Annotated in this window: 24 protein-coding genes; 10 read left to right on the forward strand and 14 right to left on the reverse strand. The window is 69.4% G+C overall.

What is annotated here, in order from left to right; all coding sequences use genetic code 11:
• Positions 1-142: 142 nt before the first annotated feature.
• The 5 genes from EOV43_RS06510 to arfB form a co-directional block, all read right to left on the reverse strand.
• On the reverse strand, positions 143-1,708 hold the full coding sequence (locus tag EOV43_RS06510) for a peptide chain release factor 3 (protein WP_128220325.1): 1,566 nt from the start codon (positions 1,706-1,708) through the stop codon (positions 143-145).
• 268 nt (positions 1,709-1,976) lie between these two features.
• On the reverse strand, positions 1,977-2,444 hold the full coding sequence (locus EOV43_RS06515; protein WP_128220327.1) for a MarR family winged helix-turn-helix transcriptional regulator: 468 nt from the start codon (positions 2,442-2,444) through the stop codon (positions 1,977-1,979).
• Positions 2,441-3,478 (reverse strand): bifunctional diaminohydroxyphosphoribosylaminopyrimidine deaminase/5-amino-6-(5-phosphoribosylamino)uracil reductase RibD, encoded by a 1,038-nt coding sequence (gene ribD / locus EOV43_RS06520; RefSeq protein WP_128220329.1) that lies wholly within the window; start codon positions 3,476-3,478, stop codon positions 2,441-2,443. Before ribD ends, EOV43_RS06515 begins: the two co-directional genes overlap by 4 nt.
• A gap of 4 nt (positions 3,479-3,482) precedes the next feature.
• Entirely contained in the window at positions 3,483-4,154 is a 672-nt protein-coding gene (locus EOV43_RS06525) for a GTP cyclohydrolase II (protein WP_239022253.1), read from the reverse strand.
• 87 nt (positions 4,155-4,241) lie between these two features.
• The gene (gene arfB / locus EOV43_RS06530; RefSeq protein ID WP_128220331.1) at positions 4,242-4,637 is read right to left on the reverse strand and encodes an alternative ribosome rescue aminoacyl-tRNA hydrolase ArfB; all 396 of its coding nucleotides are present in this window, start codon (positions 4,635-4,637) and stop codon (positions 4,242-4,244) included.
• Positions 4,638-4,793: 156 nt separating this feature from the next.
• Here arfB and EOV43_RS06535 point away from each other — a divergent pair, with 156 nt between their 5' ends.
• Together EOV43_RS06535 and EOV43_RS06540 are read left to right on the forward strand one after the other, a co-directional pair.
• Positions 4,794-6,968, forward strand: coding sequence for a glutamine synthetase III family protein (locus EOV43_RS06535; RefSeq protein WP_128220333.1), 2,175 nt, complete (start codon positions 4,794-4,796; stop codon positions 6,966-6,968).
• 150 nt (positions 6,969-7,118) lie between these two features.
• The gene (locus EOV43_RS06540; RefSeq protein ID WP_206611411.1) at positions 7,119-7,520 is read left to right on the forward strand and encodes an NINE protein; all 402 of its coding nucleotides are present in this window, start codon (positions 7,119-7,121) and stop codon (positions 7,518-7,520) included.
• A gap of 59 nt (positions 7,521-7,579) precedes the next feature.
• Here EOV43_RS06540 and EOV43_RS06545 read toward each other — a convergent pair whose 3' ends face one another.
• Together EOV43_RS06545 and glsA are read right to left on the reverse strand one after the other, a co-directional pair.
• Positions 7,580-8,044 carry a pyridoxamine 5'-phosphate oxidase family protein gene (locus EOV43_RS06545; RefSeq protein WP_128220335.1) on the reverse strand — a complete coding sequence of 155 codons (465 nt, stop codon included), beginning with the start codon at positions 8,042-8,044 and terminating at the stop codon, positions 7,580-7,582.
• 76 nt (positions 8,045-8,120) lie between these two features.
• Positions 8,121-9,455, reverse strand: coding sequence for a glutaminase A (glsA, locus tag EOV43_RS06550; RefSeq protein WP_128220337.1), 1,335 nt, complete (start codon positions 9,453-9,455; stop codon positions 8,121-8,123).
• Positions 9,456-9,600: 145 nt separating this feature from the next.
• Here glsA and EOV43_RS06555 point away from each other — a divergent pair, with 145 nt between their 5' ends.
• Both EOV43_RS06555 and EOV43_RS06560 read left to right on the forward strand, forming a co-directional pair.
• A complete protein-coding gene (locus EOV43_RS06555) occupies positions 9,601-9,969 on the forward strand; it encodes an RDD family protein (RefSeq protein ID WP_128220339.1) in 369 nt (122 codons plus the stop codon).
• Positions 9,970-10,204: 235 nt separating this feature from the next.
• Positions 10,205-11,074 carry a LolA-like protein gene (locus tag EOV43_RS06560; protein ID WP_128220341.1) on the forward strand — a complete coding sequence of 290 codons (870 nt, stop codon included), beginning with the start codon at positions 10,205-10,207 and terminating at the stop codon, positions 11,072-11,074.
• A gap of 103 nt (positions 11,075-11,177) precedes the next feature.
• Here the strand turns inward: EOV43_RS06560 and EOV43_RS06565 are convergent, their stop codons facing one another.
• From EOV43_RS06565 to lipB, 3 genes are all read right to left on the reverse strand, one after another.
• Positions 11,178-11,894 carry a DUF4191 domain-containing protein gene (locus tag EOV43_RS06565; protein ID WP_128220343.1) on the reverse strand — a complete coding sequence of 239 codons (717 nt, stop codon included), beginning with the start codon at positions 11,892-11,894 and terminating at the stop codon, positions 11,178-11,180.
• A gap of 57 nt (positions 11,895-11,951) precedes the next feature.
• A complete protein-coding gene (lipA, locus tag EOV43_RS06570; RefSeq protein ID WP_128220345.1) occupies positions 11,952-12,887 on the reverse strand; it encodes a lipoyl synthase in 936 nt (311 codons plus the stop codon).
• A gap of 100 nt (positions 12,888-12,987) precedes the next feature.
• Positions 12,988-13,737 (reverse strand): lipoyl(octanoyl) transferase LipB, encoded by a 750-nt coding sequence (gene lipB / locus EOV43_RS06575; RefSeq protein WP_128220347.1) that lies wholly within the window; start codon positions 13,735-13,737, stop codon positions 12,988-12,990.
• 71 nt (positions 13,738-13,808) lie between these two features.
• On the opposite strand from lipB, the gene EOV43_RS06580 reads away from it, so the two are divergent.
• Positions 13,809-14,468, forward strand: coding sequence for a hypothetical protein (locus tag EOV43_RS06580; protein ID WP_128220349.1), 660 nt, complete (start codon positions 13,809-13,811; stop codon positions 14,466-14,468).
• Here the strand turns inward: EOV43_RS06580 and EOV43_RS06585 are convergent.
• The 3 genes from EOV43_RS06585 to EOV43_RS06595 all read right to left on the reverse strand — a co-directional run bounded on the left by EOV43_RS06585 (position 14,428) and on the right by EOV43_RS06595 (position 18,005).
• Entirely contained in the window at positions 14,428-15,363 is a 936-nt protein-coding gene (locus tag EOV43_RS06585; protein WP_128220351.1) for a DUF1731 domain-containing protein, read from the reverse strand. The two genes, EOV43_RS06580 and EOV43_RS06585, sit on opposite strands and share 41 nt — an antisense overlap.
• 87 nt (positions 15,364-15,450) lie before the next feature.
• The gene (sucB, locus tag EOV43_RS06590) at positions 15,451-17,655 is read right to left on the reverse strand and encodes a 2-oxoglutarate dehydrogenase, E2 component, dihydrolipoamide succinyltransferase (protein WP_128220353.1); all 2,205 of its coding nucleotides are present in this window, start codon (positions 17,653-17,655) and stop codon (positions 15,451-15,453) included.
• Between the two features lie 41 nt (positions 17,656-17,696).
• Complete coding sequence (locus EOV43_RS06595) at positions 17,697-18,005, reverse strand: hypothetical protein (protein WP_128220355.1); 309 nt, start codon at positions 18,003-18,005, stop codon at positions 17,697-17,699.
• Between the two features lie 161 nt (positions 18,006-18,166).
• Here EOV43_RS06595 and EOV43_RS06600 point away from each other — a divergent pair, with 161 nt between their 5' ends.
• Positions 18,167-18,532: a hypothetical protein gene (locus EOV43_RS06600; protein WP_164878782.1), complete on the forward strand. Its 366-nt coding sequence runs from the start codon at positions 18,167-18,169 to the stop codon at positions 18,530-18,532.
• Between the two features lie 94 nt (positions 18,533-18,626).
• Here the strand turns inward: EOV43_RS06600 and EOV43_RS06605 are convergent, their stop codons facing one another.
• Positions 18,627-20,165, reverse strand: coding sequence for a leucyl aminopeptidase (locus EOV43_RS06605; protein ID WP_128220357.1), 1,539 nt, complete (start codon positions 20,163-20,165; stop codon positions 18,627-18,629).
• An 87-nt stretch (positions 20,166-20,252) separates the two neighbouring features.
• Here EOV43_RS06605 and gcvT point away from each other — a divergent pair, with 87 nt between their 5' ends.
• Genes gcvT through EOV43_RS06625 form a run of 4 tightly spaced genes read left to right on the forward strand, consistent with a single transcriptional unit; the run spans position 20,253 to position 23,028 of the window.
• Positions 20,253-21,374, forward strand: coding sequence for a glycine cleavage system aminomethyltransferase GcvT (gcvT, locus tag EOV43_RS06610; RefSeq protein ID WP_128220359.1), 1,122 nt, complete (start codon positions 20,253-20,255; stop codon positions 21,372-21,374).
• Complete coding sequence (locus EOV43_RS06615; RefSeq protein ID WP_128220361.1) at positions 21,374-21,592, forward strand: hypothetical protein; 219 nt, start codon at positions 21,374-21,376, stop codon at positions 21,590-21,592. The genes gcvT and EOV43_RS06615 overlap by 1 nt, the downstream gene beginning before the upstream one ends.
• Positions 21,593-21,623: 31 nt before the next feature.
• Positions 21,624-22,148 (forward strand): GNAT family N-acetyltransferase, encoded by a 525-nt coding sequence (locus tag EOV43_RS06620; protein ID WP_128220363.1) that lies wholly within the window; start codon positions 21,624-21,626, stop codon positions 22,146-22,148.
• Between the two features lie 7 nt (positions 22,149-22,155).
• Positions 22,156-23,028 carry a PhzF family phenazine biosynthesis protein gene (locus EOV43_RS06625; RefSeq protein ID WP_128220365.1) on the forward strand — a complete coding sequence of 291 codons (873 nt, stop codon included), beginning with the start codon at positions 22,156-22,158 and terminating at the stop codon, positions 23,026-23,028.
• Positions 23,029-23,038 lie beyond the last annotated feature (10 nt).

Here is a 23,038-nt window from a genome sequence, read left to right on the forward strand (position 1 = left end):
CGAGCTGATGTCCAGCGAACCGAAGACCAGAACTGCAACCGATACCGCCACGCAACCTTCCGCGCGGCCAGGACAACGCGAGCGTCATCCCTTCAACAAGTCCCACCGTAGCCCACTGGCGGGAGAATGTCTTGTCCTCGTCTCAGACGCCGCCGGCGGGCAGCGCGTCGAGTCGCACGTCCGGGTTGTCACGAGCGGTCGCGTTGGCCCGCCACTGGTCGGCGAAGAGCACCACGTGGGTGCCGTCGCGACGCTGCAGAACCTCGCAACCGCGGGCTCCCTTGAGCGCCTCGGCACCGGCCGCGTCGGTGACCCGGGCGACCTTGTAGTCGAGGCGCGCCAAGCGGATCGGGGAGTTGAACTCGTTGAGCATGCGGTCCTCGACAACCTCGAACTGCAGCGGTCCGACCGCGGCGAGGACGGGGTTCTGGTCGCCACGCAGGTCGGAACGGAGCACTTGGACGACGCCTTCCTGGTCCAGCTGCTCGATGCCCTTGCGGAACTGCTTGAAGCGCGAGATGTCGCCGGCAGATGCGGTCATGAAGTGCTCGGGGGCGAAGGAGGGAACCTTCGGGAACTCGATCTTGTCGCCGGTGAAGATCGTGTCGCCCACACGCAGGGAGTTGGCGTTGACCAGACCGATGATGTCGCCGGGGTAGGCGTGCTCCACCGAGGTGGTCTCGCGCCCGAAGACGGTCTGGGCGAACTTCGTCGCGAACGGACGGCCGGTCTCGGCGTGCGTCACGACCATGCCGCGCTCGAACTCGCCCGAGACGATGCGGGCGTACGCCAGACGGTCACGGTGGGCGGAGTTCATGCCCGACTGGACCTTGAAGACGAAGGCGGAGAACTCGTCCTCGGGGTTGCGCAGGGTGCCGTCGACGCCGGGGGTGGGGCTAGGGGCAGGAGCGAGCTCCAGCAGCAGTTCCAGGAGCTGGGCGATGCCGAAGTTCTGCAGCGCGGAGGCGAACATCACCGGGGTGGTCTCGCCGGCCAGGAACGTGGCCTGGTCGTGGTTGGCCTCCTCGAGGTCGAGCAGCTGGTGCTCCTCGAAGGCGGCCTCCCAGACGAGACGGTCGTCCTCGCCGACCTGCTCCGACGACATGCGCGTCTCGGGAGCGATCGTGGCGCCACCGGCGGTGCGGGTGTACTTGATGAACTCGCCACTGCGGCGGTCCAGCACGCCTCGGAAGTCGCCGGCCTCGCCGACCGGCCAGGTCAGCGGCGTCGGACGGATCTTGATCTGGTCCTGGATGTTGTCCATCAGTTCCAGCGGGGACAGACCGGGGCGGTCCCACTTGTTGATGACCGTGATCACCGGGATGCCGCGCAGGGCACAGACCCGGAACAGCTTGAGCGTCTGCGGCTCGAGACCCTTACCGGCGTCGATCATCATCACCGCGGAGTCCACGGCGGAGAGCACGCGGTAGGTGTCCTCGGAGAAGTCGGAGTGGCCCGGGGTGTCGACCAGGTTGATCACGTGGCCGCGGTAGTCGAACTGGAGTGCGGCGGAGGTGATGGAGATGCCTCGGGCCTTCTCCATGGCCATCCAGTCCGAGACGGTGGCCTTGCGGTCACCCTTGCCGTGCACTGCGCCGGCCTCGTTGATGGCGCGCGCGTGCAGCGCCAGCGCTTCGGTGGTGGTGGACTTACCGGCGTCAGGGTGGCTGATGACGGCGAATGTACGGCGGGGTCGGGTGTCGAGCACCGAACGAATCTACCGCCCGGGAGTGACAACCACCGACTCAGCAGTCAGGAGGCCTGATCTCGGCCTTGCCTGAGGGGTGGAGCGAACGTGTCGGAGGACTCGGGGATGCTCAGGGTGTGGACCGAGTGGAGACCGAGAGCGTGCTGAGGCGGACGAGTGCACCGCGAACACTCCCGCCTCCTCCCGAGCGGAAGTGGTGGCGTGCGCCGCGCAGGAGCCTCCGTCATTCGGGCTGTCGACAGCGGTGCTCGACGTCGCCCGTTCGGGGTCAGGTCTCGTCTGTCTGCAGGGCGTCCCGAATTCGTCCGGTGATCCGCGCCAGATGAGCCACGTCCTCGGCGTCGAGGTGGTCGAAGACCGCGCGGCGGACCTCGGCCAGGTGGGTCGGGGCCATTTCACGCAGCGCTCCCCAGCCGGTCTCGGTGAGGCGGGCGATCTGGACCCGACGGTTGGTCGGTGAGGTGACGCGCTCCATCCAGCCGCGTTCCTCGAGCTTGCCCACGGCGTGAGTGAGCCGCGACGGGCTGACCCAGGCGCGCTGGGCCAGCTCGCCCATGGTGATCGCGCCGTCGGGAGCATCCGAGGTGCAGGCCAGGATCGTGTAGTAGGAGTGGCTGATGCCGAAGTCACGTCGCAGTTGACGGTCGAGTGCCTGGGGGAGGAGGTACGCGACGGCGCCCAGGCCGAGCCAGGCGTCCATCTCGTCGTCGGAGAGCCAGTCGACGTCGTTGGTCATCGGATCTCCTCCTGGGTGCGCGCGGCGAGCAGGTCGACACGCAGGTCGGCTCCGACGCGGCGGTGGTCGACCATCTCGCCGCGCCACAGTTCGGCCATCGTAGGGGCGCCCTCACCGGTGAAGAGCCCGCGGGCGTCGCTCCCTCCGAAGAGAGCGGGGGCGAGGTAGAGCACGTACTGGTCGACGAGTCCCTGGCGGTGGAAGTCGCCGGCCACGGCGGCTCCGCCCTCCACGAGGAGCTGGACGACGCCTTCGGCGCCGAGGGTGTCGAGGACGTCGGTCAGCGGCCCCGACATCTCGGTGCAGGGGTGCACCTTGGCGCCCTCGGGTGCATGTCCGAGCACGATCCGGCGCGGGTGGGGACCGTCGACGTGCCGGACGTCGAGCGCGGGGTCGTCGAGTCGGACGGTGCCCGCGCCGACCAGGATCGCGTCGCTCTCGGCGCGTAGCTGGTGGGCGTCGGCGCGGGCCTCGGGGCCGGTGATCCACTGGCTGGTGCCGTCGGGGGCAGCGGTGCGTCCGTCGAGGGTCGCGCCCATCTTGAGCAGCACCCACGGGCGGCCGGTGCGGCGGTGATGGACGTAGGGACGCAGCAGTGCCTCGGCCTCGGTGCGCAGGACGTCGGTGACGACTTCCACGCCTGCCTCACGGAGCAGGGCGACGCCGTGGCCGCTGACGCGTTCGTCGGGGTCGAGCATGGCCACGACGACGCGGCGCACGCCGGCGTCGCGCAGGGTCTCGGCGCACGACGGGGTCCGCTTGCCCTCGAACCGCACGCACGGTTCGAGCGTGACGAACACCGTGGCGCCGGCGACGTCGGTTCCCGCTTCGCGAGCGGCGGCCACCGCGGCTGCCTCGGCGTGGAGTCCTCCGGGCTCACCGGTGGCACCGGTGAACACCTGACCGTCGGTGGTCATCAGAACGGCCCCGACCCACGGGTTGGGGTGTGCACGGACGCGGGCGGTCGCGGCGACCGCCAGCGCCCGCCGGACGCCGTCGACATCGGTGGGGATGACGGGCAGGGAGGTGCTCATGACCTCAGCCTGCCGCGATGGCGGGGGAGAGGTCGAGCGTGTGCCCGGTGACGTCACGCTTGGCCCTCAGGTAGGCCACGTTGGAGGGGTTGGCGTGGACACCGGTGTGCACCTGGTGGGAGACCGTGATGCCGTGGCTGCGGAGCTGGGCGACCTTGTCAGGGTTGTTGGTCAGCAGGTCGACGTCGGTGATCCCGACGGCGACCAGCATCTGCGCCGCTGCGGTGTAGTCGCGTTCGTCGGCGCCGTGGCCGAGCGCTTCGTTGGCGGCGTAGGTGTCGAGGCCGGTGTCCTGGAGGGCGTAGGCGTCGAGCTTGTTGTAGAGGCCGATGCCGCGTCCCTCCTGACGCAGGTACAGCAGCACGCCGTCGTTCTCGGCGAGTGCCTTCATGGCCTCGTGGAGCTGGGGGCCGCAGTCGCACCGGGCGGAGCCGAAGACGTCGCCGGTGAGGCACTCGGAGTGCATCCGGATCTCGACGGTCTTCCCGGCCGCTGCCCTCTCGCGCCACCCTCCGAAGCCCAGGAGCAGGTGCTCCTGGCTGTCGAGAAGTCCGGTGAAGGTGAGGACATCGGCGACCTCGCGCTCCATGCGGGGGGCTTCGACGGGAACCTTGACGGCGCGACGCACGTCGGCCGGGGCGAGCGGGAGGTGCGGGGCGGGGACTGCAGGGGACACCAGAACTCCTTGATTTCAACTTTCAAACAACAGTAGGTCTGCTTGAGAGTTGAATCAAGTCGTCCGTGGATGGGTGCGCTCCGGCACTCAGTCCTGGACTCGTCCGCGCAGGCGCTTGGTCTCGCCGCGCTGCTTCTTCGCGTCCAGGCGGCGTCGCTGGGAGCCGCGGGTCGGCTTCGTGGGACGTCGGGACGCGACCCGGACGAGTGCCTGGGTGAGCATCGCGGTCATTCGCTCCTCGGCCGCCTGACGGTTGCGCCACTGGGAGCGGTGCTCGGAGGCGACCACGGTGACCGACGTGCCCAGCTTGGCCATCAGTTGCTCGCGCAGGGGCTCGGGGATGGCCTTCGACTCGGCCGGGGACCATGTCAGTTGCACGCGGGAGTCGGTGGTGTTGACGTGCTGTCCGCCGGGCCCTGAGGCGCGGGAGAACCGCCAGATGAGCTCTGACTCAGGGATTTCGCGTCCCTGTACTCGAATCACGTGAAGCTCCTGGTGCGAAGTGTGGGTGAAACATGGGCGTAGGACGTTACTCAGAAGTCTCTTATTTTGAAACAAACTGGAAACATGCCGTCAGTTTCAGGAAACAGGGCGGGCCTATGGTTGCTCCATCGACACTCGACGATTGTGAGTTGGAACATGACTGCCAATGAAGTCCGTAGCCAGGCCATCACTGAGGTGCTGAACCGCTCCGGTGCTGAGTCCACTGAGATCACCCCCCTCAGCGAGATCTGGGCCACCGACGTCTTCGACCTCGCCAAGATGGAGGAGGCACTCTCCAAGAACGCCTTCAAGGCGGTCAAGAAGACCGTCCGCACGGGCGAGCCGCTCGACAAGGCCACCGCTGACATCGTCGCCGCGGCGATGAAGGACTGGGCGATGGGCAAGGGTGCGCACTTCTTCTCGCACGTCTTCTACCCGCTGACCAACATCACCGCCGAGAAGCACGACGGTTTCATCGTCACCAACTCCGACGGCAAGGCGATCACCGAGTTCACCGGTTCGCTCCTGATCAAGGGTGAGCCCGACGGCTCCTCGTTCCCCAACGGTTCGCTCCGCATGACCAACGCGGCTCGCGGTTACACCGCCTGGGACCCGACCTCCCCGGCCTACATCAAGCACACCCCCAACGGTGCGACCCTGATGATCCCGTCGGTCTTCATGTCCTGGACCGGTGAGTCCCTCGACAAGAAGATCCCGCTGCTGCGCTCGAACGCCGCGATGGACGCCGCCGCTCGCCGCGTGCTGGCCCTGATGGGTGAGAAGGAGATCGCTCCCCTCAACTCCACCGTCGGTCCCGAGCAGGAGTACTTCCTGGTCGACAAGCACTTCGCGACCCAGCGTCCCGACCTGCTCCTCGCCGGTCGCACCCTCTTCGGTGCCGCTCCGGCCAAGGGCCAGGAGTTCGACGACCACTACTTCGGTGCCATCCCCGAGCGCGTGCAGGTCTTCATGCAGGCCGCCGAGGAGAAGCTCTACCGTCTCGGCATCCCCGCCAAGACCCACCACAACGAGGTGGCCCCCGGCCAGTTCGAGATCGCCCCGTACCACGAGGCCGCCAACGTCGCTGCTGACCACCAGCAGATCGTGATGACCACGCTCAAGGCCACCGCCGAGGAGCACGGCTTCGTCTGCCTGCTGCACGAGAAGCCGTTCGCCGGCCTCAACGGTTCGGGCAAGCACGTCAACTGGTCGGTCGGCAACGAGACCCAGGGCAACCTGCTCGACCCGGGCACCTCGCCCGAGCAGAACCTCAACTTCCTGATCTTCTGCGCCGCCGTCATCCGCGGTGTCCACCGGTTCGGTCCGCTGCTGCGCGCCGTCATCGCGACCGCGTCCAACGACCACCGTCTCGGTGCCAACGAGGCCCCGCCGGCCATCCTGTCGGTCTACCTCGGTGACCAGCTCGAGGGTGTCTTCAACGACATCAAGGACGGCAAGGTCTCCGTCTCCACCGACGGTGGCGAGATGGACCTCGGCCTGTCGCAGATCCTCAACTTCAAGCGTGACCCGGGCGACCGTAACCGCACCTCGCCGTTCGCCTTCACCGGCAACCGCTTCGAGTTCCGTGCCGTCGGCTCCTCGCAGTCGATCTCGGGCCCGATCATCGCGATGAACACGATCCTCGCCGACTCCCTCAACTGGGTCGCCGAGACCCTCGAGGCCCGCCTGAACGAGGGTCTGGCCCAGCCGGCCGCCGTCGCCGCGGTCGTCAAGGAGATCATGGAGCTGCACGGCTCCGCCGTCTTCGGTGGCGACGGATACTCCGAGGAGTGGCACAAGGCTGCTGTCGAGGAGCGCGGTCTCCGCAACCTCCCGACCTCCGCCGACGCCCTCCCGGTCTTCACCGAGCCCGCCGTCGTCGAGCTGTTCGAGTCCACCGGCGTCCTCTCGGCCGTCGAGCTCAACTCCCGCTACGAGGTCTACGCCGAGCAGTACATCAACTCGGTCAACGTCGAGGCCAAGCTCGTCATCGACATGGCGAAGACGGTCATCTACCCGGCCGCCCTTCGCTACGCCGCTGACCTTGCCAACACCTACACGGTCGCCGCCGACCTGGGTGCCTCCTTCGACACCACCACCGTCAAGGAGATCGCCGACAACGCCAACGCGCTGCTGGCTGCTGCCAACAAGCTGGCCGAGGCCCTCGAGGTCCACGACTTCGCTGACGTCCAGGCCCACATGCAGCACTCCGCCACCGTGATCCGCAGCCTGATGGACGAGGCCCGCCTCGCCGCCGACACGTTGGAGACCATCGTGGACGACGCCGCGTGGCCGCTCCCGAAGTACAGCGAGATGCTCTTCATCAAGTGATCTGAGCTCTCACACGACGAAGCCCCGTCGGCCAGCTGGCCGACGGGGCTTCGTCGTCCACTGACGTACACGCCGAGACCCAGGTGTGGGCGATGTCTCTGTGGGTGGAAAAGTCCGATGGCCACCGTGAACCCCACCTATCTTGGCCCCATGAGCAATCCCTACGCCCAGTCCGCCGGGCCGAACAACATCGGTCCGTTCGTCTTCCAGGTCATGGGTCAGGAGCAGGGCCCTCTCGACGCTGCCCAGCTGGGCGCCCTGGCCCGCAGCGGTCAGATCAAGGCCGACACCCCGGTCCGTTCCGTCACCGGGTCCCAGTACTTCCCCGCACAGCAGGTCCCCGGGGTCTTCTCCGACAAGCAGTGGCTGGTCACGCTCCTGCTGTCCGTCTTCCTCGGCAGCCTCGGCGTCGACCGCTTCTACCTGGGGCAGATCGGTCTGGGCATCCTCAAGCTGGTCACCCTCGGCGGCTGTGGTGTCTGGTCCCTGATCGACATCATCCTGATCGCGCTGCGCAAGCTCGACGACTCCCAGGGACGCCCGCTCGCCTGACTGGATCCCGGGGAAGCCTCCTCTGGGTGCTGGGTGCTGGGTGCTGGGTGCTGGGTGGACTACAGGTCCACGACCTCGTGCTCGCCGCCCGTGGCCTCCCTGGTCACTGCGGCTCTGGCCAGCCCGAGGACCCGTGCGACGGGACCGCCTCCGTCCCAGTACTCGCCCTCGTCGGCGGTGACCTCGAGGATGACGTTGGACGGGTCATCGGCGTCCCCGGCGTAGGCCTCGTTGAGGCGGTTCCACAGCTCCTGCTTCGCGGTGGTGTCGCGTGACACCGCGCCGGTTCCTGAGAGGGACACGTACGTCCCGCCGGAGTTGAACGACAGGTTCACTTGCTGGCCCTCGCTCTGTACGACGACGTCGTTGTCGTCCTGGGCGATGAACCGGAGCGTCCAGCCGTCGAGTTCCTGGACCGTCATCGGTCGGCTGACCAGACGTCCGTCCTCGGCGAGTGAGGTCAGCATGACGAACCGCTGACCGTTCAGGTGGTCACGCAGTGTCTCGGTGGGCTCGTCGCTCATGCAGTGCTCCTCGGTCTGAGTGGGTCGTCCCCAGCAGCATCCGTCACGGGGACGGCCTGGGTCGACAGGTGCGGGGTCACGTTTGGTTCACGACTGTTGCGCTGTCCCCTGTTGCGCTGTCCGCTGTGGCGTCGCCCGTGGCCGACACAACGTCGTGGAACAGCCGTGGCGTGTACCCGCCCACGGCGTCCTCTCCGCGCACGATCTCGCCGCTGCCGGTGTGGGCGGTGCCCAGGACCTCGTCGGGATCGACGAGTCGCACCTCGTGTCCGTCCAGGTGCAATCGGCGCAGCGACTCCAGCATCACGCGTCGAGCGATGTCCTTGACCCGGTGGACCCGGCTGAGGTCGACCACGACCGGTCCTGTTCCGGGGGCCTCGGACTCGAAGGAACGCATGACGCGCTCCACCTCGACGAAGCGCAGGTCGCCGGTCACCTCGTGCACCGGGACACCGTTGACGACGTGTCTGCGATTCACCAGGCGCGGGACGTCGATCGCGTCCATCAGGTGCAGTCCCATGTGCTGGTTCATGCGCTCGAAGATCCGGATTCCGCGGACGCTGTTGCCGTGGGCGTCGAGGCGTGGGCTGAACGCCGCGATGCCGCCCTGGCCGGGGAGGACGCCGAGAAGCCCGCCGGAGACGCCGCTCTTGGCGGGAATGCCGACCCGGGTGAGCCATTCGCCGGACGAGTCGTACATGCCACAGGTGGCCATGACGCTGAGTACATGCCGGTTCACGCCCGGGTCGATGACCTGGGTCCCGTCCGGTGCGCGTCCGCCGGCGGAGAGCGCGGCGGCCATCCGGGCGAGGTCGCGCACGGTGACGTTGACCGAGCACTGCCGGGTGTAGCCATGGACCACGTCGACCGGGTCACCTTCCAACTTGCCCAGCGACTTCAGCATGTAGGCGATCGCGGTGTTGCGGTGTGCCTCGGACAGTTCGGAGGCGTGCACCTTCTCATCGACCTCGAGCCGGCGACCGGCCAGGCGTGAGTAGAAGGAGAGGAGACGTTCGTCCCGCGCCTCCCGGTCGGCTCCGGTGAGGAGCCCGTGGACGGCGATCGCGCCGGCGTTGATCATCGGGTTCATCGGACGGCCGGTCTCGGGGTCGAGGGAGATCTCGTTGAACGCGTCACCGGAGGGCTCGACGTCGACGTGCTCCAGGACGTGTGCGAGGCCGTGGTCGATGATGGCGAGGGCGTAGGTGAACGGCTTCGAGATGGACTGGATGGAGAATTCCGTCTCGACGTCGCCGGCGCAGTAGACCCGCCCGTCGGGGGTGGCGAACGCGACGGCGAGACGGTCCGGATCGGCCTGGGCGAACTCCGGGATGTACTGGGCGGTCTCGCCGGAGTCCTCCCGGTTCGCGGCGACGAGCTGCTCGAGGTACTCGGTGATGGGAATCTCCATGGTCACTGACGGTGGCACCTGAGGGCGCGGGAGGGAAGGGGGAGACGGGATCCGCGACGGATGCCACCCTTCTCGGGCTGCCCTTCGGCTCGGGTCAGACGTTCCTCGGCGTCGTCATCGGGGAGCAGCCGGGTAGACTCGCGCAGTGATTGAAACCGCCTCCTGGGGCCGTCGTGCGGGTGCTCTCGTCATCGACTGGCTCGCGTCCAACCTGGTTCTGATGCTCTTCCTGGGATCGGACGCCTGGGGTGGTTTCGGCGCCATGGGCGTCTTCGTCCTGGAGTCCGCGATCCTGATGGCCCTCGCCGGAGGTTCGTTCGGTCAGCTCGTCACGGGTCTGCGTGTCGTCCGCTGGGACGGTGTCGCGAAGCCGGTTGACCTGCTGCGTGCACTGGCGCGACAGGTCCTGATCATCCTGGTGATCCCGCCACTCATCTTCCGCCCGGACGGCCGTGGACTCCACGACCTGGCGATGAAGACCGCGACGGTGAAGATGGCTGACCTGCGTCGCTGACCCCCTGACACCTTCGCGACAGCGTGGTTCCCGGCCGGGGACCACGCTGTTGTCGTTCTCGGGTGTCGTCACCGGACAAGGCTGCTCATCGAAGTTGGGGGATCTGCCGGGCACCTTCGCCGCGCGACCCCGTGGTGACGACGATCACTTGTAACGTCTGGCGCACCTGCAGCCCGTGCCACGTCGGACCGGCTGCAGGAAGCCCTGCACGCCGAGCCCGACGGAAGGTCCACCGATGCGTCGCCACCCCACCAGTACAGCCGCCGGAGCATTGTTCGCCCTCGCCCTCGTTCTCACCTTGGCGGGCTGTGGCGGTGGGGCCGAGGCCGAAGAAGGCGGGGGCAACACACCCAGCGCGGCGACTCCGTCGACGTCCGGGACGAAGGCCGGCGTGGGCAAGACCCCGACGAAGGGTGGCACGAGCGACGAGCCGGCCGCGTCCGTGCCGATCGCCAAGGACTCGGCGGTCCCTCCGGTGGCACCGGGTGAAGAAATGACCCAGCAGGATCTCAAGGCGATGCTCCTGGCCACGCTGGCGGCCGACGGCACTGCCCGGATCAAGGGCGTCGAGACCACGCCGGGGAGTGTCAGCCGCAGCGAAGGGGTGTACTCGCGTAGCGACGGCAAGGTGGCCCTGGACGTGCGCAGCACCGTCGAGGGCACGGAGGAACTCGCGGCGCTGGAGGTCCACCTGGTGCTGGTGGGCGACCACCTCTACCAGCGTTCGGCGATGAGCGGCGACCAGTACACGCGCACGACCGTGGGCGACGGCGGCGCCGCAGTCAACCTCGCCCACCTCGATCCAGTCGCTGCGCTCGAGACCTACGCCGACGCGATCACCCAGGTCGTCCACGTCGGCAAGGAGAAGAAGGACGGGAAGAAACTGACACGGTACGACGTCACGGTCCAGCCCGAGGCGGTCGCGGACGGTGTGGCCGACCCCTTCACCTACGTCGTCTACTTCAACGCTTCTGGTCAGATCGCGCGGGTGGAGATCGAGATGGGTCCCGAGGTGTCGACCGTCACCACGTACTCGGAGTGGGGGAAGAAGCACACCGTCTCCGCACCCCCGGCCGACAAGGTGCTGGAGCTGCCCGGTGCCTGACAGGGGGCCGACGCAGGGCTGAGAAAGGACGAGGCCCCGGACCAGTGATGGTCCGGGGCCTCGTCGCCGTGCGGGTGCGTGCCGAGCACGCTGGTGCTGTGCCTCAGCGTCCGCGCAGGTTGCCGCGCTGGCCCTTCATGCTGGTCGGCATCGGTCCCTTGGGGATCGGGAGCTGACCGCGCTGGGCGTCGAGGGCCTTGAGTCGGTTGATGACGTCGGTCATCTCGGCCGGCTTGATGTTGCGGCCCAGCTTGCGGACGTGCTTGATCAGGTCGGGGAGGTCGACCTCGCCGTTGTCGGCGTCCTTGCCGGAGACGACCTCGAAGATCGGGGTCTCGGACAGCACGCGGGAGTGCTTGCGGTGCTCGGTGGCCAGGAGCCCCTTGACCCGGTTGTGGCTGTTGCCCTCACCGACGAGGATGACGCCGGGCGGGCCGATGACGCGGTGCACGACGTCCTGCTGCTTGGTGAAGCCGACGGCGGGCTCGATCTTCCAGCCACGACGGAGCATGCCGAGGGTGGCTGCGGCGGCGCCGATCTGGCCGTCCATCTGCTTGTAGGCAGCCTTCTGGACGCGACGGCCGAAGATGATCATGCCGAACAGGAAGGCACCCAGCACCGCGCAGATGACCGCGGAGATCCAGGAGAACACTCCCATGCCACCGGGCACGACGGCGATCAGACCGAAACCGATCACGGCGCCCAGAACGGCGGCACCGGCGATCCAGAGGCCGAGCGCGGGGTCGTGCTGCTTGGCCATCTTGTACGACTGCATGAGCTGCTGTCGTCGGTTGAGGTTCTGCGGGACGGGGGTCGACATCTCTTGCCTTTGCTGCTGGTGTCCGGCGGTGCCGGTACGACTCGGACGGAGGGAGGATCAGACCGCGGGGGTCCGGGCCTCCATGGCCTGACGGTACAGGCGTCCGGCGCGGTAGGACGAACGCACGAGCGGTCCGGACAGGACTCCGGTGAACCCGATCTCCTCAGCCTCTGCCTGGAGTTCGACGAACTCCTCGGGCTTCACCCAGCGCTCCACGGGGTGGTGGCGCTTGGAGGGGCGCAGGTACTGGGTGATCGTGATGATCTCGCAGCCGGCGTCGTGCAGGTCCTGGAGTGCTTCGGAGACCTCTTCGCGGGTCTCGCCCATGCCCAGGATCAGGTTGGACTTGGTGACCAGGCCGAACTCGCGGGCCTGGGTGATGACGTCGAGGGAACGCTCGTAGCGGAACGCGGGACGGATGCGCTTGAAGATGCGCGGCACGGTCTCGAGGTTGTGGGCCAGCACCTCGGGACGCGACTCGAAGACCTCGGTGAGGAGTTCGGGCTTGCCGTTGAAGTCGGGGATCAGGTTCTCGACGCCGGTGCCGGGGTTGAGTTCCTTGATCACGCGGACGGTCTCGGCGTAGAGCCAGGCGCCGCCGTCGGGGAGGTCGTCGCGGGCGACGCCGGTGATGGTGGCGTACTTGAGGCCCATCTTCTGGACCGACTCCGCGACGCGGCGGGGCTCGTCACGGTCGAGCTCGCTGGGCTTGCCGGTGTCGATCTGGCAGAAGTCGCAACGACGGGTGCACTGCTCGCCGCCGATGAGGAAGGTCGCTTCCTTGTCCTCCCAGCACTCGAAGATGTTGGGGCAGCCGGCTTCCTGGCAGACGGTGTGGAGTCCTTCGGACTTCACCAGGCTCTGCAGGGCGGTGTACTCAGGACCCATCTTGGCGCGGGTCTTGATCCATTCGGGCTTCTTCTCGATGGGGGTCTCCGCGTTGCGGATCTCGAGACGGAGAAGCTTGCGGCCTTCGGGCTGAGGAGCAGTCACGAGGCGAGTCTACGTCGCAGGGGTGTGCACCCGTTCGGGGGCGTCGTCGGCTGTCTCGGGGAGCCGTCGACACCCCCGTCCGGAGGGGGGGAGGTGGGGATCAGGCGAGGGCGGAGTCGCCGGTGCCGCCGGGCGTGATCAGGGCGATGCGCGGAGCACGCGGGGGCTCCGGCCTGGCCTCGTAGTCGGGCGTCGCGTCGTAGTCGGTCCAGGCCAGGTAGGTGCGCAGGTGACGCTCCACGACTGGGGTCACCTCCTCGACGGTGACGTCACGTCCGAGCTCGAGGCTCAGCGAGGTGACGCCGGCGTCGGCGATGCCGCAGGCGACGAAGCGGTCGTACCAGCTCATCTCGACGTTGCAGTTGAGCGAGAAGCCATGCATGGTCACGCCGCGGGAGACGCGCAGGCCGATGGCGGCGATCTTGCGCTCAGGGCGGCCTCCGTCGGCGCGCAGCCAGACACCGCTGCGCCCCGGGACGCGGGCGGTCTCGACACCGAAGTCGGCACAGACCCGGATGAGGGCCTCCTCGACGCGGCGTACGTAGTCGACCACCTTGACGTGGTCGGGGAGGGCGAGGATCGGGTATCCGACCAGCTGGCCCGGGCCGTGGAACGTGATCTTGCCGCCTCGGTCGACGTCGATCACGTCGGCGCCACCGGGGTCGGCGGGGCGCTCGTGGGCGTCGGTCCGCTTGCCGGCGGTGTAGACGGGGGGGTGCTCGAGCAGCAGCACGGTGGCTGCTGAGGGGTCTTCCACGACGGTGGCGTGCACGTCCTTCTGGAGGTCCCACGCCTCCATGTAGGGGACGGCGTCGGCACCGAAACCGGCGACCTTGAACTGCAGTGTCATGGGCCACAGGCTAGTGCTGGCCCTGTGGACAGTGACCGACCGAGGGCCTACCGACCGGTCACCATGTCTGCGTGGACATCGATGAGCAGGAGACCTGCGCGGCGCCGGACCCGCTGGCCGTCTGGGGGCGCGTGCTGCGCAGGGTCAGGGCGGTGACGACGGCGCTCGTCGTCGGGGGAGTCGTGGCCGCAGCGTTGTACGTCTGGTGGACCTGGGAGTTCGACGGTCCAGGGTCGATGGCGGCCGAGTCGGCGGCGACGGCACCGACCGGGTCGCCCGCACCGGATCCGAGAGAACCGGTGGCCGGGGCGGACTCACCGGTGGAGGTGTTGAAGGCCTGGGACCTCGCTCGGCAGGACGCGTGGGAGGCCGGGGACGAGGCAGCGCTGCTGCGCCTCTACGCCGACGAGGCCGAGGCGGGTGCCGCCGATGCAGCGGCCCTGCGCCGGTGGATCGACGCGGGCTGGCGGGTGCACGGTGTGGCGCCCCGGGTGGTTGCGGTGAGGGAGGTCGAACGCACGGAGCGACGTTGGGTCCTCGATGTCACCGACCAGTTCGAGGGCGCGGTGGCTCGGAGCACGGACGGTGACGAGGAGCGGGCCCTGCCCCGCGGGGCCGTCCGGGAGCGACGTCTGGTGCTCGTCCCGGGCGGAGCGGACGCGCCCGGCGAGGCATGGGCGGTGTTGGAGGTCAACGAGCCCGACGTCGTGCCGAAGAGACGATCGCGGTGACGTCGGGGTCGGCGAAGGTGAAGCCCAGGCGTTGCAGTGCGGCGGGGTGGGCGCGGACGGAGTTCACGAGCTCCGGCCCCATCTCGCCGGCCACGCGTCGGACGAGTCCGGCCGGCACCGCCAGGCGGGTACGTCGGCCCTCTCCGAGCGCGTTCCCCAGTTCGGTGAACGTGGGCGGTGTCGGGCAGGTCATGTTGAAGACGCCGGAGGCGTCGGTGTCCTCGACGAGACGGACTGCGGCGCTGACCCAGTCGCGCAGCGAGATGACCGGGAAGTACTGTCGCCCGTCGCCGATCCTGACCCCCAGACCGGCGCGGTGGAGGGGCCGCAGGGCTCGGTAGGGCATCGAGTCGGCGTCGATCACCACTGCGGTCCGCAGGACGCAGACGCGGGCCCCAGCAGCGACGGCCGGTTCGGTGGCGGCCTGCCAGGCCCGGGTGACGCGGGTGAGCAGTGCCTCGCCGCGGCTGTCGGAGCGTTCGGTGAGTGCCTCCGTGTCGTGGTCGCCGTACCAGGAGATTCCGTTGCCCTGGACGAGGGCGGGGGTGGAGAGGCCATGGGCCGCCCTCGCTGCCACGGCGGTGGCCAGGGTGGTGGTCGATCCCACCCGTGAGGTCATCAGGGCGTGGGCCCAGCGTCGGGAATGCGGGTTGCCGATGAGGGGACTCCCGGCGAGGTTGACGACGACGTCGATCCCGTCGAGGGCGTGCGGGTCGAGCACCTCGCCCGGGCTCCACGTGATCTCCCGGGTCTCGGAGGTGACGTCGGGGGCTGCGCGGACCAGACGCACCACCGTGTGTCCGCGCAGCGTGAGGCGCCGTCGTAGATGGGTGCCGAGGAATCCTGACGAGCCAGCGACGGCGACGGTCAGTGATCGTTCGACAGGTGGGTTCATGACGACAGCCTCGCAGGTCCGAGGACCCACGAGGCTGTCGTGTTGCCTGGATCACCCGAGGGTGATCAGGACTTCAGGAGCGGTTGCTCAGATGTCGAACGCACCGGACTCGAGACGAGCCTTCACGTCGCTCAGGAAGCGAGCAGCGTCCGCACCGTCGACCAGGCGGTGGTCGTAGGTGAGGGCGAGGTACACCATCTGGCGCACGGCGATGGTCTCGCCGAGCTGCGGGTCGGTGATGACGACCGGACGCTTCACGACCGAGCCGGTGCCGAGGATGGCGACCTGCGGGGCGTTCAGGATCGGGGTGTCGAACAGGGCACCACGGCTACCGGTGTTGGTGAGCGTGAAGGTGCCACCGGCGAGTTCGTCGGCGCCGATCTTGTTGGTGCGGGTGCGGTCCGCGACGTCCGCGATCTTCTTGGCCAGACCGGCGACCGAGAGGTCTCCGGCGTCCTTGATGACCGGGGTCAGGAGACCCTTCTCGGAGTCGACGGCGATCGCGAGGTTCTCGTGGTCGAAGTAGGTGACCGTGCCGGCCTCCATGTCGATCTGCGCGTTGAGGACCGGGTGCACCTTGAGGGCGTCGAGGGCAGCCTTGGCGAAGAAAGGCATGAAGGAGAGCTTGACGCCCTCGCGAGCCAGGAAGTCACCCTTGGCCTCGTCGCGCTTGCGCGAGATGTTGGTGACGTCGACCTCGACCACGGTGGTCAGCTGGGCGGCGGTCTGCAGGGAGTCGACCATGCGCTCGGCGATGACCTTGCGCAGGCGGGTCAGCTTCTCGGTGCGGCCACGCAGCGGGGAGGCGGCGGGGGCAGCCGGGGCCTCCGGAGCAGCGGCAGCAGCCGGGGCGGCGGGAGCGTTCTTCGCGGCAGCTGCCTCGAGGATGTCCTGCTTGCGGATGCGGCCACCGACGCCGGTGCCGGTGACGGTGCTCAGGTCGACACCGTTCTCGGCAGCGAGCTTGCGGACCAGCGGGGTCACGTAGGCGGACTGGTCGTCGCTGCGCGACGGCTTCGGGGCGGCCGGGGCGGCAGCCGGAGCAGCCGGGGCGGCGGGAGCAGCGGCCGGAGCAGCCGGGGCGGCGGGAGCAGCGGCCGGAGCGGCAGGCGCGGCCGGGGCGGCAGGCGCGGCCGGAGCGGCCGGGGCGGCAGGCGCGGCGGGAGCAACCGGGGCGGCAGGCGCGGCGGGGGCAGCCGGGGCGGCGACAGCGCCGGAGCCGATGAGGGCGAGCTCGGCGCCGACCTCGACGGTCTCGTCCTCGTTGACCTTGATGGCGACCAGGGTGCCGGCAACGGGGGACGGGATCTCGGTGTCGACCTTGTCGGTGGAGACCTCGAGGAGGGGCTCGTCGACGGCGACGGTGTCGCCGACCTTCTTGAGCCAGCGGGTGACGGTGCCCTCGGTGACGGACTCGCCCAGGGCGGGGAGGGTCACGGAGGTGGCGTCGCCGGTGTCGGCAGCAGCCGGAGCAGCCGGGGCGGCGGGAGCAGCGGGCGCAGCGGGAGCAGCGGCCGGAGCGGCCGGGGCAGCAGGCGCGGCGGGAGCAACCGGGGCGGCAGGCGCGGCGGGGGCAGCCGGGGCGGCGGGAGCAACCGGGGCGGCAGGCGCGGCGGGGGCAGCCGGGGCGGCGGGAGCAGCCGGGGCGGCGACAGCGCCGGAGCCGATGAGGGCGAGCTCGGCGCCGACCTCGACGGTCTCGTCCTCGTTGACCTTGATGGCGACCAGGGTGCCGGCAACGGGGGACGGGATCTCGGTGTCGACCTTGTCGGTGGAGACCTCGAGGAGGGGCTCGTCGACGGCGACGGTGTCGCCGACCTTCTTGAGCCAGCGGGTGACGGTGCCCTCGGTGACGGACTCGCCCAGGGCGGGGAGGGTCACGGAGGTGGCGTCGCCGGTGTCAGCAGCAGCCGGAGCAGCCGGGGCGGCGGGCGCAGCGGCCGGAGCGGCAGGCGCGGCCGGAGCGGCCGGGGCGGCGGGCGCAGCCGGGGCCTCGACGACGGGGGCGGCCGGAGCGGCAGCAGCAGCGGGGGCGGCCGGGGCAGCAGCCTCGCCGGCCTCACCGATGACGGCCAGAACGGCGCCGACCTCGACGGTGTCGTCCTCGGCGGCGCGGATCTCGATGATGGTGCCGGCGATCGGGGACGGGATCTCGGTGTCGACCTTGTCGGTCGAGACCTCGAGCAGCGGCTCGTCGACGGCCACGGTGTCGCCGACCTGCTTGAGCCAGCGGGTGACGGTGCCTTCGGTGACGGATTCGCCGAGTGCGGGGAGGGTGACTTCGGAGGCCATGGGATTCCTGTCGTCTCGTGGGTGTCGGTGTCGGGATCGGCTCAGCCGGGTAGCTGCTGGGCCGGTGCGGCGTCCACCTCGTGGGGGAAGCCGTAAGAGGGAGTCCGGGTCGGACGGGAGACACCCGCGTCTCGGGGACGCGAGTGCGGTGCGGTGCCGACGCTACGGGTGCGGGCGGCGATCCGCTGACGGATCGTCGCGGTGGCGACGCGAGCGGGCGGGGCACACGGCGAGCTGGAGGGGGGAACGTCGACAGCGCCGGAGAAGCCCGGGTGCTGGCTCTGGTGCTCCAGAGCGTCGTGTTCGGCCGCCGCCACTGTGGTGAGGTCCTCGCTCGGTCCGCGCGTCAACGCGCGGTCGTCGGTGTTGATGACTCCATCTTGTCACCTGCACCCATCGGGCGCAGCAACCGGCCTCGTCCGCCCGGGTTCTCGCGCCGTGGAGGGGCCTGCGTCGGGTCCGCGGCACGGGGGTGTGCGTGGTGTCACCGGTGAGGGGTCAGACTGTCCCCATGGGACTCTTCGACAAGCTGCGGCGCCGCGGGCGTCCACGCATGAACCGTCCGGCCAAGGACGCAGCGCGCACCGGATCGACCACGGTGCGGGCTGCCGACGCCGCTGACGCGAAGCACCTCAACGACTGGGTGGCGACCCGACGCGGCATCGAAGGGTTCGTGGAGCCGCGCACCGCGGTCAACGACGTCACGGTTCTCCTGGTCGCTCACGACGGCGAATGGACCCGTCGTCGGGTGCCGTCGGCGAAGTGGGCCCACGAGTTCTGCAACCACCACCAGATCCCGTCCTACGACGCAGCGGTCGTGGGCGTCCCGCAGCGGATGCGTGACTGGAACCGTCGCAAGAAGGCCGGCGAGATCTGACGTAGCGGGGACAACGGCAGAGGCCCCCGCACCGGTTCGGTGCAGGGGCCTCTGTCTGTTCTGGGGACGTGGTTCTGGCTACGTGGTCCGGGCCTCAGGCCTCGGCGTCCGCCTCGTCCTCGGCCGGGGCGTCGTCGGCGACCATGTCGCGGGCGAACTCGACCATGGTGCGGACCGCGACGCCGGTGCCACCGGTGGTGATCTCACCGGTCGGGCCACCGGAGTGGAACGAGGGACCTGCGATGTCGAGGTGTGCCCACGGCAGGCCGCCGGTGAACTCGCGCAGGAACGCGGACGCGTACAGACCGCCACCCCAACGGACCCAGTCGTGCTGGGCGAGGTCGGCGATCTTGGAGGAACGGATGCGCTCGGACATCTCCTCGGGGATCGGCATCGGCCAGTGCGCCTCACCGGCACGCTCGCCTGCCTCGACGACCTTGGCGACGACGTCGTCGGAACCGACGACACCGGTGATCTTGTCGCCCAGGGCGACCATCATCGCGCCGGTGAGGGTGGCGACGTCGAGGATGACGTCGGGCTCCTCCTCGACGGCCAGGGAGAGCGCGTCGGCCAGGACCATGCGGCCCTCGGCGTCGGTGTTGGAGATCTCGACGGTCTTGCCGTTGCGGATCCGGACGACGTCACCGGGGCGGGTCGCGGAACCGGAGACCATGTTCTCCGACATCGGGGCCCAGGCGGTCACCTTGATCGGCAGGCCGAGGCGGGCGATCGCGATGGTGGCCTGGATGACGGCGGCAGCGCCGGCCATGTCGGACTTCATCGTGGTCATCGAGCCGGCCGGCTTGATGGTGAGGCCGCCGGAGTCGAAGGTGATGCCCTTGCCGACCAGAGCGAGGTGCTGGGTGGCGCCCTCGGGGTTCCAGGAGACCTTGACCAGACGCGGGGGAGCGTCCGAGGCCTTGCCGACGCTCAGGATGCCGCCGCAGCCGAGCTCGGCCAGGCTGATCTCGTCGTGGACCTCGATCGCGATCTCGGGAGCGTTCTCGCCCGAGGTGGCCTCGGCATGGGCGTCCACGGCCGCGGCGGCGAAGAGGGCAGGGGTGAACTCGCCGGGCGGCTCGTTGACCCAGTCGCGCACGGTGGTCACGGCCTCCAACAGCACCTGCGTCTCGGCGAAGGTGCGCTTGGCGGACTCGGTGCGGGCCACCGAGGACAGGACGGTCACCTCGCGGCTCGTCTCCTCCTTGGCGCCAGACTTGTAGGCGGTGAAGGTGTAGCCGCCCAGGACGAAGCCGCTCAGGGCTGCGTCGAGCAGGTCGTCGGAGTCCGCGGGCAGGGCCAGCGCGACCGAGGTGGCGTCGGCGACCACGCGGGCAGCGGTGCCGGCGGCACGACGCACGGTGACTGCGGTGGCCTCGTCGCCCAGACCCACGAGGACGAGCAACGGGGAGGTCAGGGCACCGGCGGTGGGCAGCTTGGCGCTCTCGCCGGCACGGCCGGTGAGGCCCAGGGTGGTCAGGATCGGGCGCAGCTTGCGGCCGTAGGCCTCCTCGACCTCTGCGCCGCCTTCGGCGAGCACGGGGCCCTCCGCGGTGCGCAGGACACCGACGACCACGGCGTCGGCTCGGGTCTTGGCGGGATTGGCGCTGCTGAGGGTGTACGTCGTCGTCACCTCGGCAGGATATCCGCCGGGCCACGGGTTCGTGGGTTCACGTGCTGGCGCGCGGCCGCGAACGTGTGCTGGGTTACTCTCATGGCCATGTCCGACACCCAGGATCTCAAGCAGTCCCCGCTGCACACGCGTCACGAAGAGCTCGGTGCCAAGTTCTCCGAGTTCGGTGGCTGGTCGATGCCGCTGGAGTACCGCGGTGGCATCGTCAAGGAGCACACCGCCGTGCGTCAGGCCGTCGGAGTCTTCGACGTCTCGCACCTCGGCAAGGTGCTCGTCAGCGGCCCCGGTGCCGCCGAGTTCGTCAACGCCACCCTGAGCAACGACCTGCGTCGCGTCTCCGCGGGCCAGGCGCAGTACACGCTCTGCCTCGACGAGACCACCGGTGGCGTCGTCGACGACCTCATCGCCTACTACTCCGACGACGAGCACGTCCTGCTGGTCCCGAACGCCGCGAACAGCGCGGAGGTCGTGCGCCGTCTCGTGGCCGCCGCCCCCGATGGCGTCAAGATCACCGACCACCACGACGACTACGCCGTGCTGGCCGTCCAGGGCACGAAGTCCGACGAGCTCCTCGCGAAGCTGGACCTGCCCGCCGGCCACGAGTACATGAGCTTCGTCGAGGCGCCCTGGCAGGGTGACGAGTCCGCAGCCGTCGTCGTGTGCCGTTCGGGGTACACCGGCGAGCGCGGCTACGAGCTGATCGTCCGCAACGACAAGGCCGGCGAGGTCTGGGACGCCCTGATGACGCACGGCGAGGAGTTCGGCGTCGCGCCGTGCGGCCTCGGCGCCCGTGACACCCTGCGCACGGAGATGGGCTACCCGCTCCATGGCCAGGACCTCAGCCCCGAGATCACCCCGCTCGAAGGTGGTGTCTCCTGGGCCGTCGGCTGGAAGAAGGACTCCTTCTGGGGTCGCGACGCACTGCTCAAGGCCAAGGAGGACGGCCCCAAGCGCGTCCTGCGTGGTCTGCTCGCCGTCGGCCGCGGCATCCCGCGTCCCGGCATGGCCGTCACCCTGGTCTCCGACGTCCCGCTCGGCGACGTCACCTCCGGCACGTTCTCCCCGACGCTGAAGAAGGGCGTCGGCCTGGCGCTCCTTCCGGCCACGATCGACCTCGGCGTCGAGGTCGGCGTCGATGTCCGCGGACGCCGTGAGATCTTCACCGTCGTCAAGCCTCCCTTCGTCGACACCGCGGTGCGGGAGTCCTGATGGCCGAGATGTTCCGGTGGGCGTACACCAACGCCGCCGGTGACGACGTCGCGGTCTCGGCGGACTTCGCCGAGGAGTTCTTCCTCGACCAGGCCGAGGCCGAGTCGTGGATCGGTGACGTGTTCTCCGACCTGCTGGCCGAGGGCGTCGACGACATCCATCTCTATCGAGGTGAGACGAAGGTCTACGGACCGATGTCGCTGCACCCTGCGGAGTGACGGCGTCCCGGCGTACGGGACACTCTCCGTCATGAACATCTCTGACACGGCGGGCACGGTCCGCGAGGCCACCCTCGCGGACGTGCCCGCCGTGCTGCGTCTCGTGCAGGCCCTGGCCGACTACGAGAAGGAGCCCGACGCAGCCGTCGCCACCGAGGCCGACTTCATGGCCGCACTCTTCCCGGCCGACACCGCACCCGCAGCGTTCTGCCACGTCGCCGAGGTGGACGGGGAGGTCGTCGGGATCGCGCTGTGGTTCCTGAACTTCTCCACCTGGACCGGGAAGCACGGCATCTGGTTGGAGGACCTCTTCGTCCTGCCCGAACACCGAGGGACCGGCCTGGGGAAGGCGCTGCTGTCCCGGCTGGCCGCGCTCTGCGTCGAGCGAGGGTACACGCGTCTGGAATGGACGGTCCTGGACTGGAACGCGCCCTCCATCGCCTTCTACCGTGCGATCGGCGCCGAGCCGATGGACGAGTGGACCACCCAACGTCTCCACGGAGACGCCCTGCTCGCCCTCGGACGCACGTCGCGACACACCTCCACCCAGGACTGAGAACCCCATGAACGAGCCCCAAGGCCTGCCCTTCACCCAGGTGGACGTGTTCTCCACGGAGCCCTTCGGCGGAAACCCCGTCGCCGTCGTGCACGACGCCGACGCGTTGAGCGACGCCGAGATGCAGCGCATCGCGAACTGGACCAACCTGAGCGAGACGACGTTCCTGCTCGCCCCCACCTCACCCGAGGCCGACTACCGGGTGCGGATCTTCACCCCTGAGGCGGAACTCCCGTTCGCCGGGCACCCGACGCTGGGCACCGCCCACGCGTGGCTCGCTGCCGGGGGAGTGCCGCGTGGGGACGACGTCGTCCAGGAGTGCACGGTCGGTCTGGTGACGGTGCGTCGTGATGCGGAGGGCGCTCTGTCGTTCGCAGCCCCGCCGTTGCTCCGCAGCGGCCCGGTCGACCTCGGCACCCGCGACCACGTGGCCCGCGCGGTCTGCCTGACGCCGGACGACCTCCTCGACGTGCAGTGGGTCGACAACGGGCCGGGCTGGATCGGGGTTCGTCTGCGTGACGCCGCCGCGGTGCTGGACGTGGAGGTCGACCTCGACCTGATGACCCTGCCCTGGGCCGGACACCGCGAACTCAACATCGGTCTGGTGGGTGAGCACACGCCCGCCGACGTCGCCGAGCACGGCTGCACGATCGAGGTCCGTGGCATCTTCGGACGGATCGAGGACCCGGTCACCGGATCCCTGAACGCCTCCCTGGGCCAGTGGCTGATCAGGGAGGGGCTGGTGCCGACGTCGTACGTCGCGCGCCAGGGCACTGTGCTGGGGCGCACAGGTCGGGTGCAGGTCAGCAGCGTCGAAGGCCAGGTCTGGGTGGGCGGCTCGACCCGCACCCGCATCTCAGGGCGTGTGGTCGCGAGCTGAGCCTCGCGGG

Source organism: Nocardioides yefusunii (genome assembly GCF_004014875.1).
Lineage (GTDB): Bacteria > Actinomycetota > Actinomycetes > Propionibacteriales > Nocardioidaceae > Nocardioides > Nocardioides yefusunii.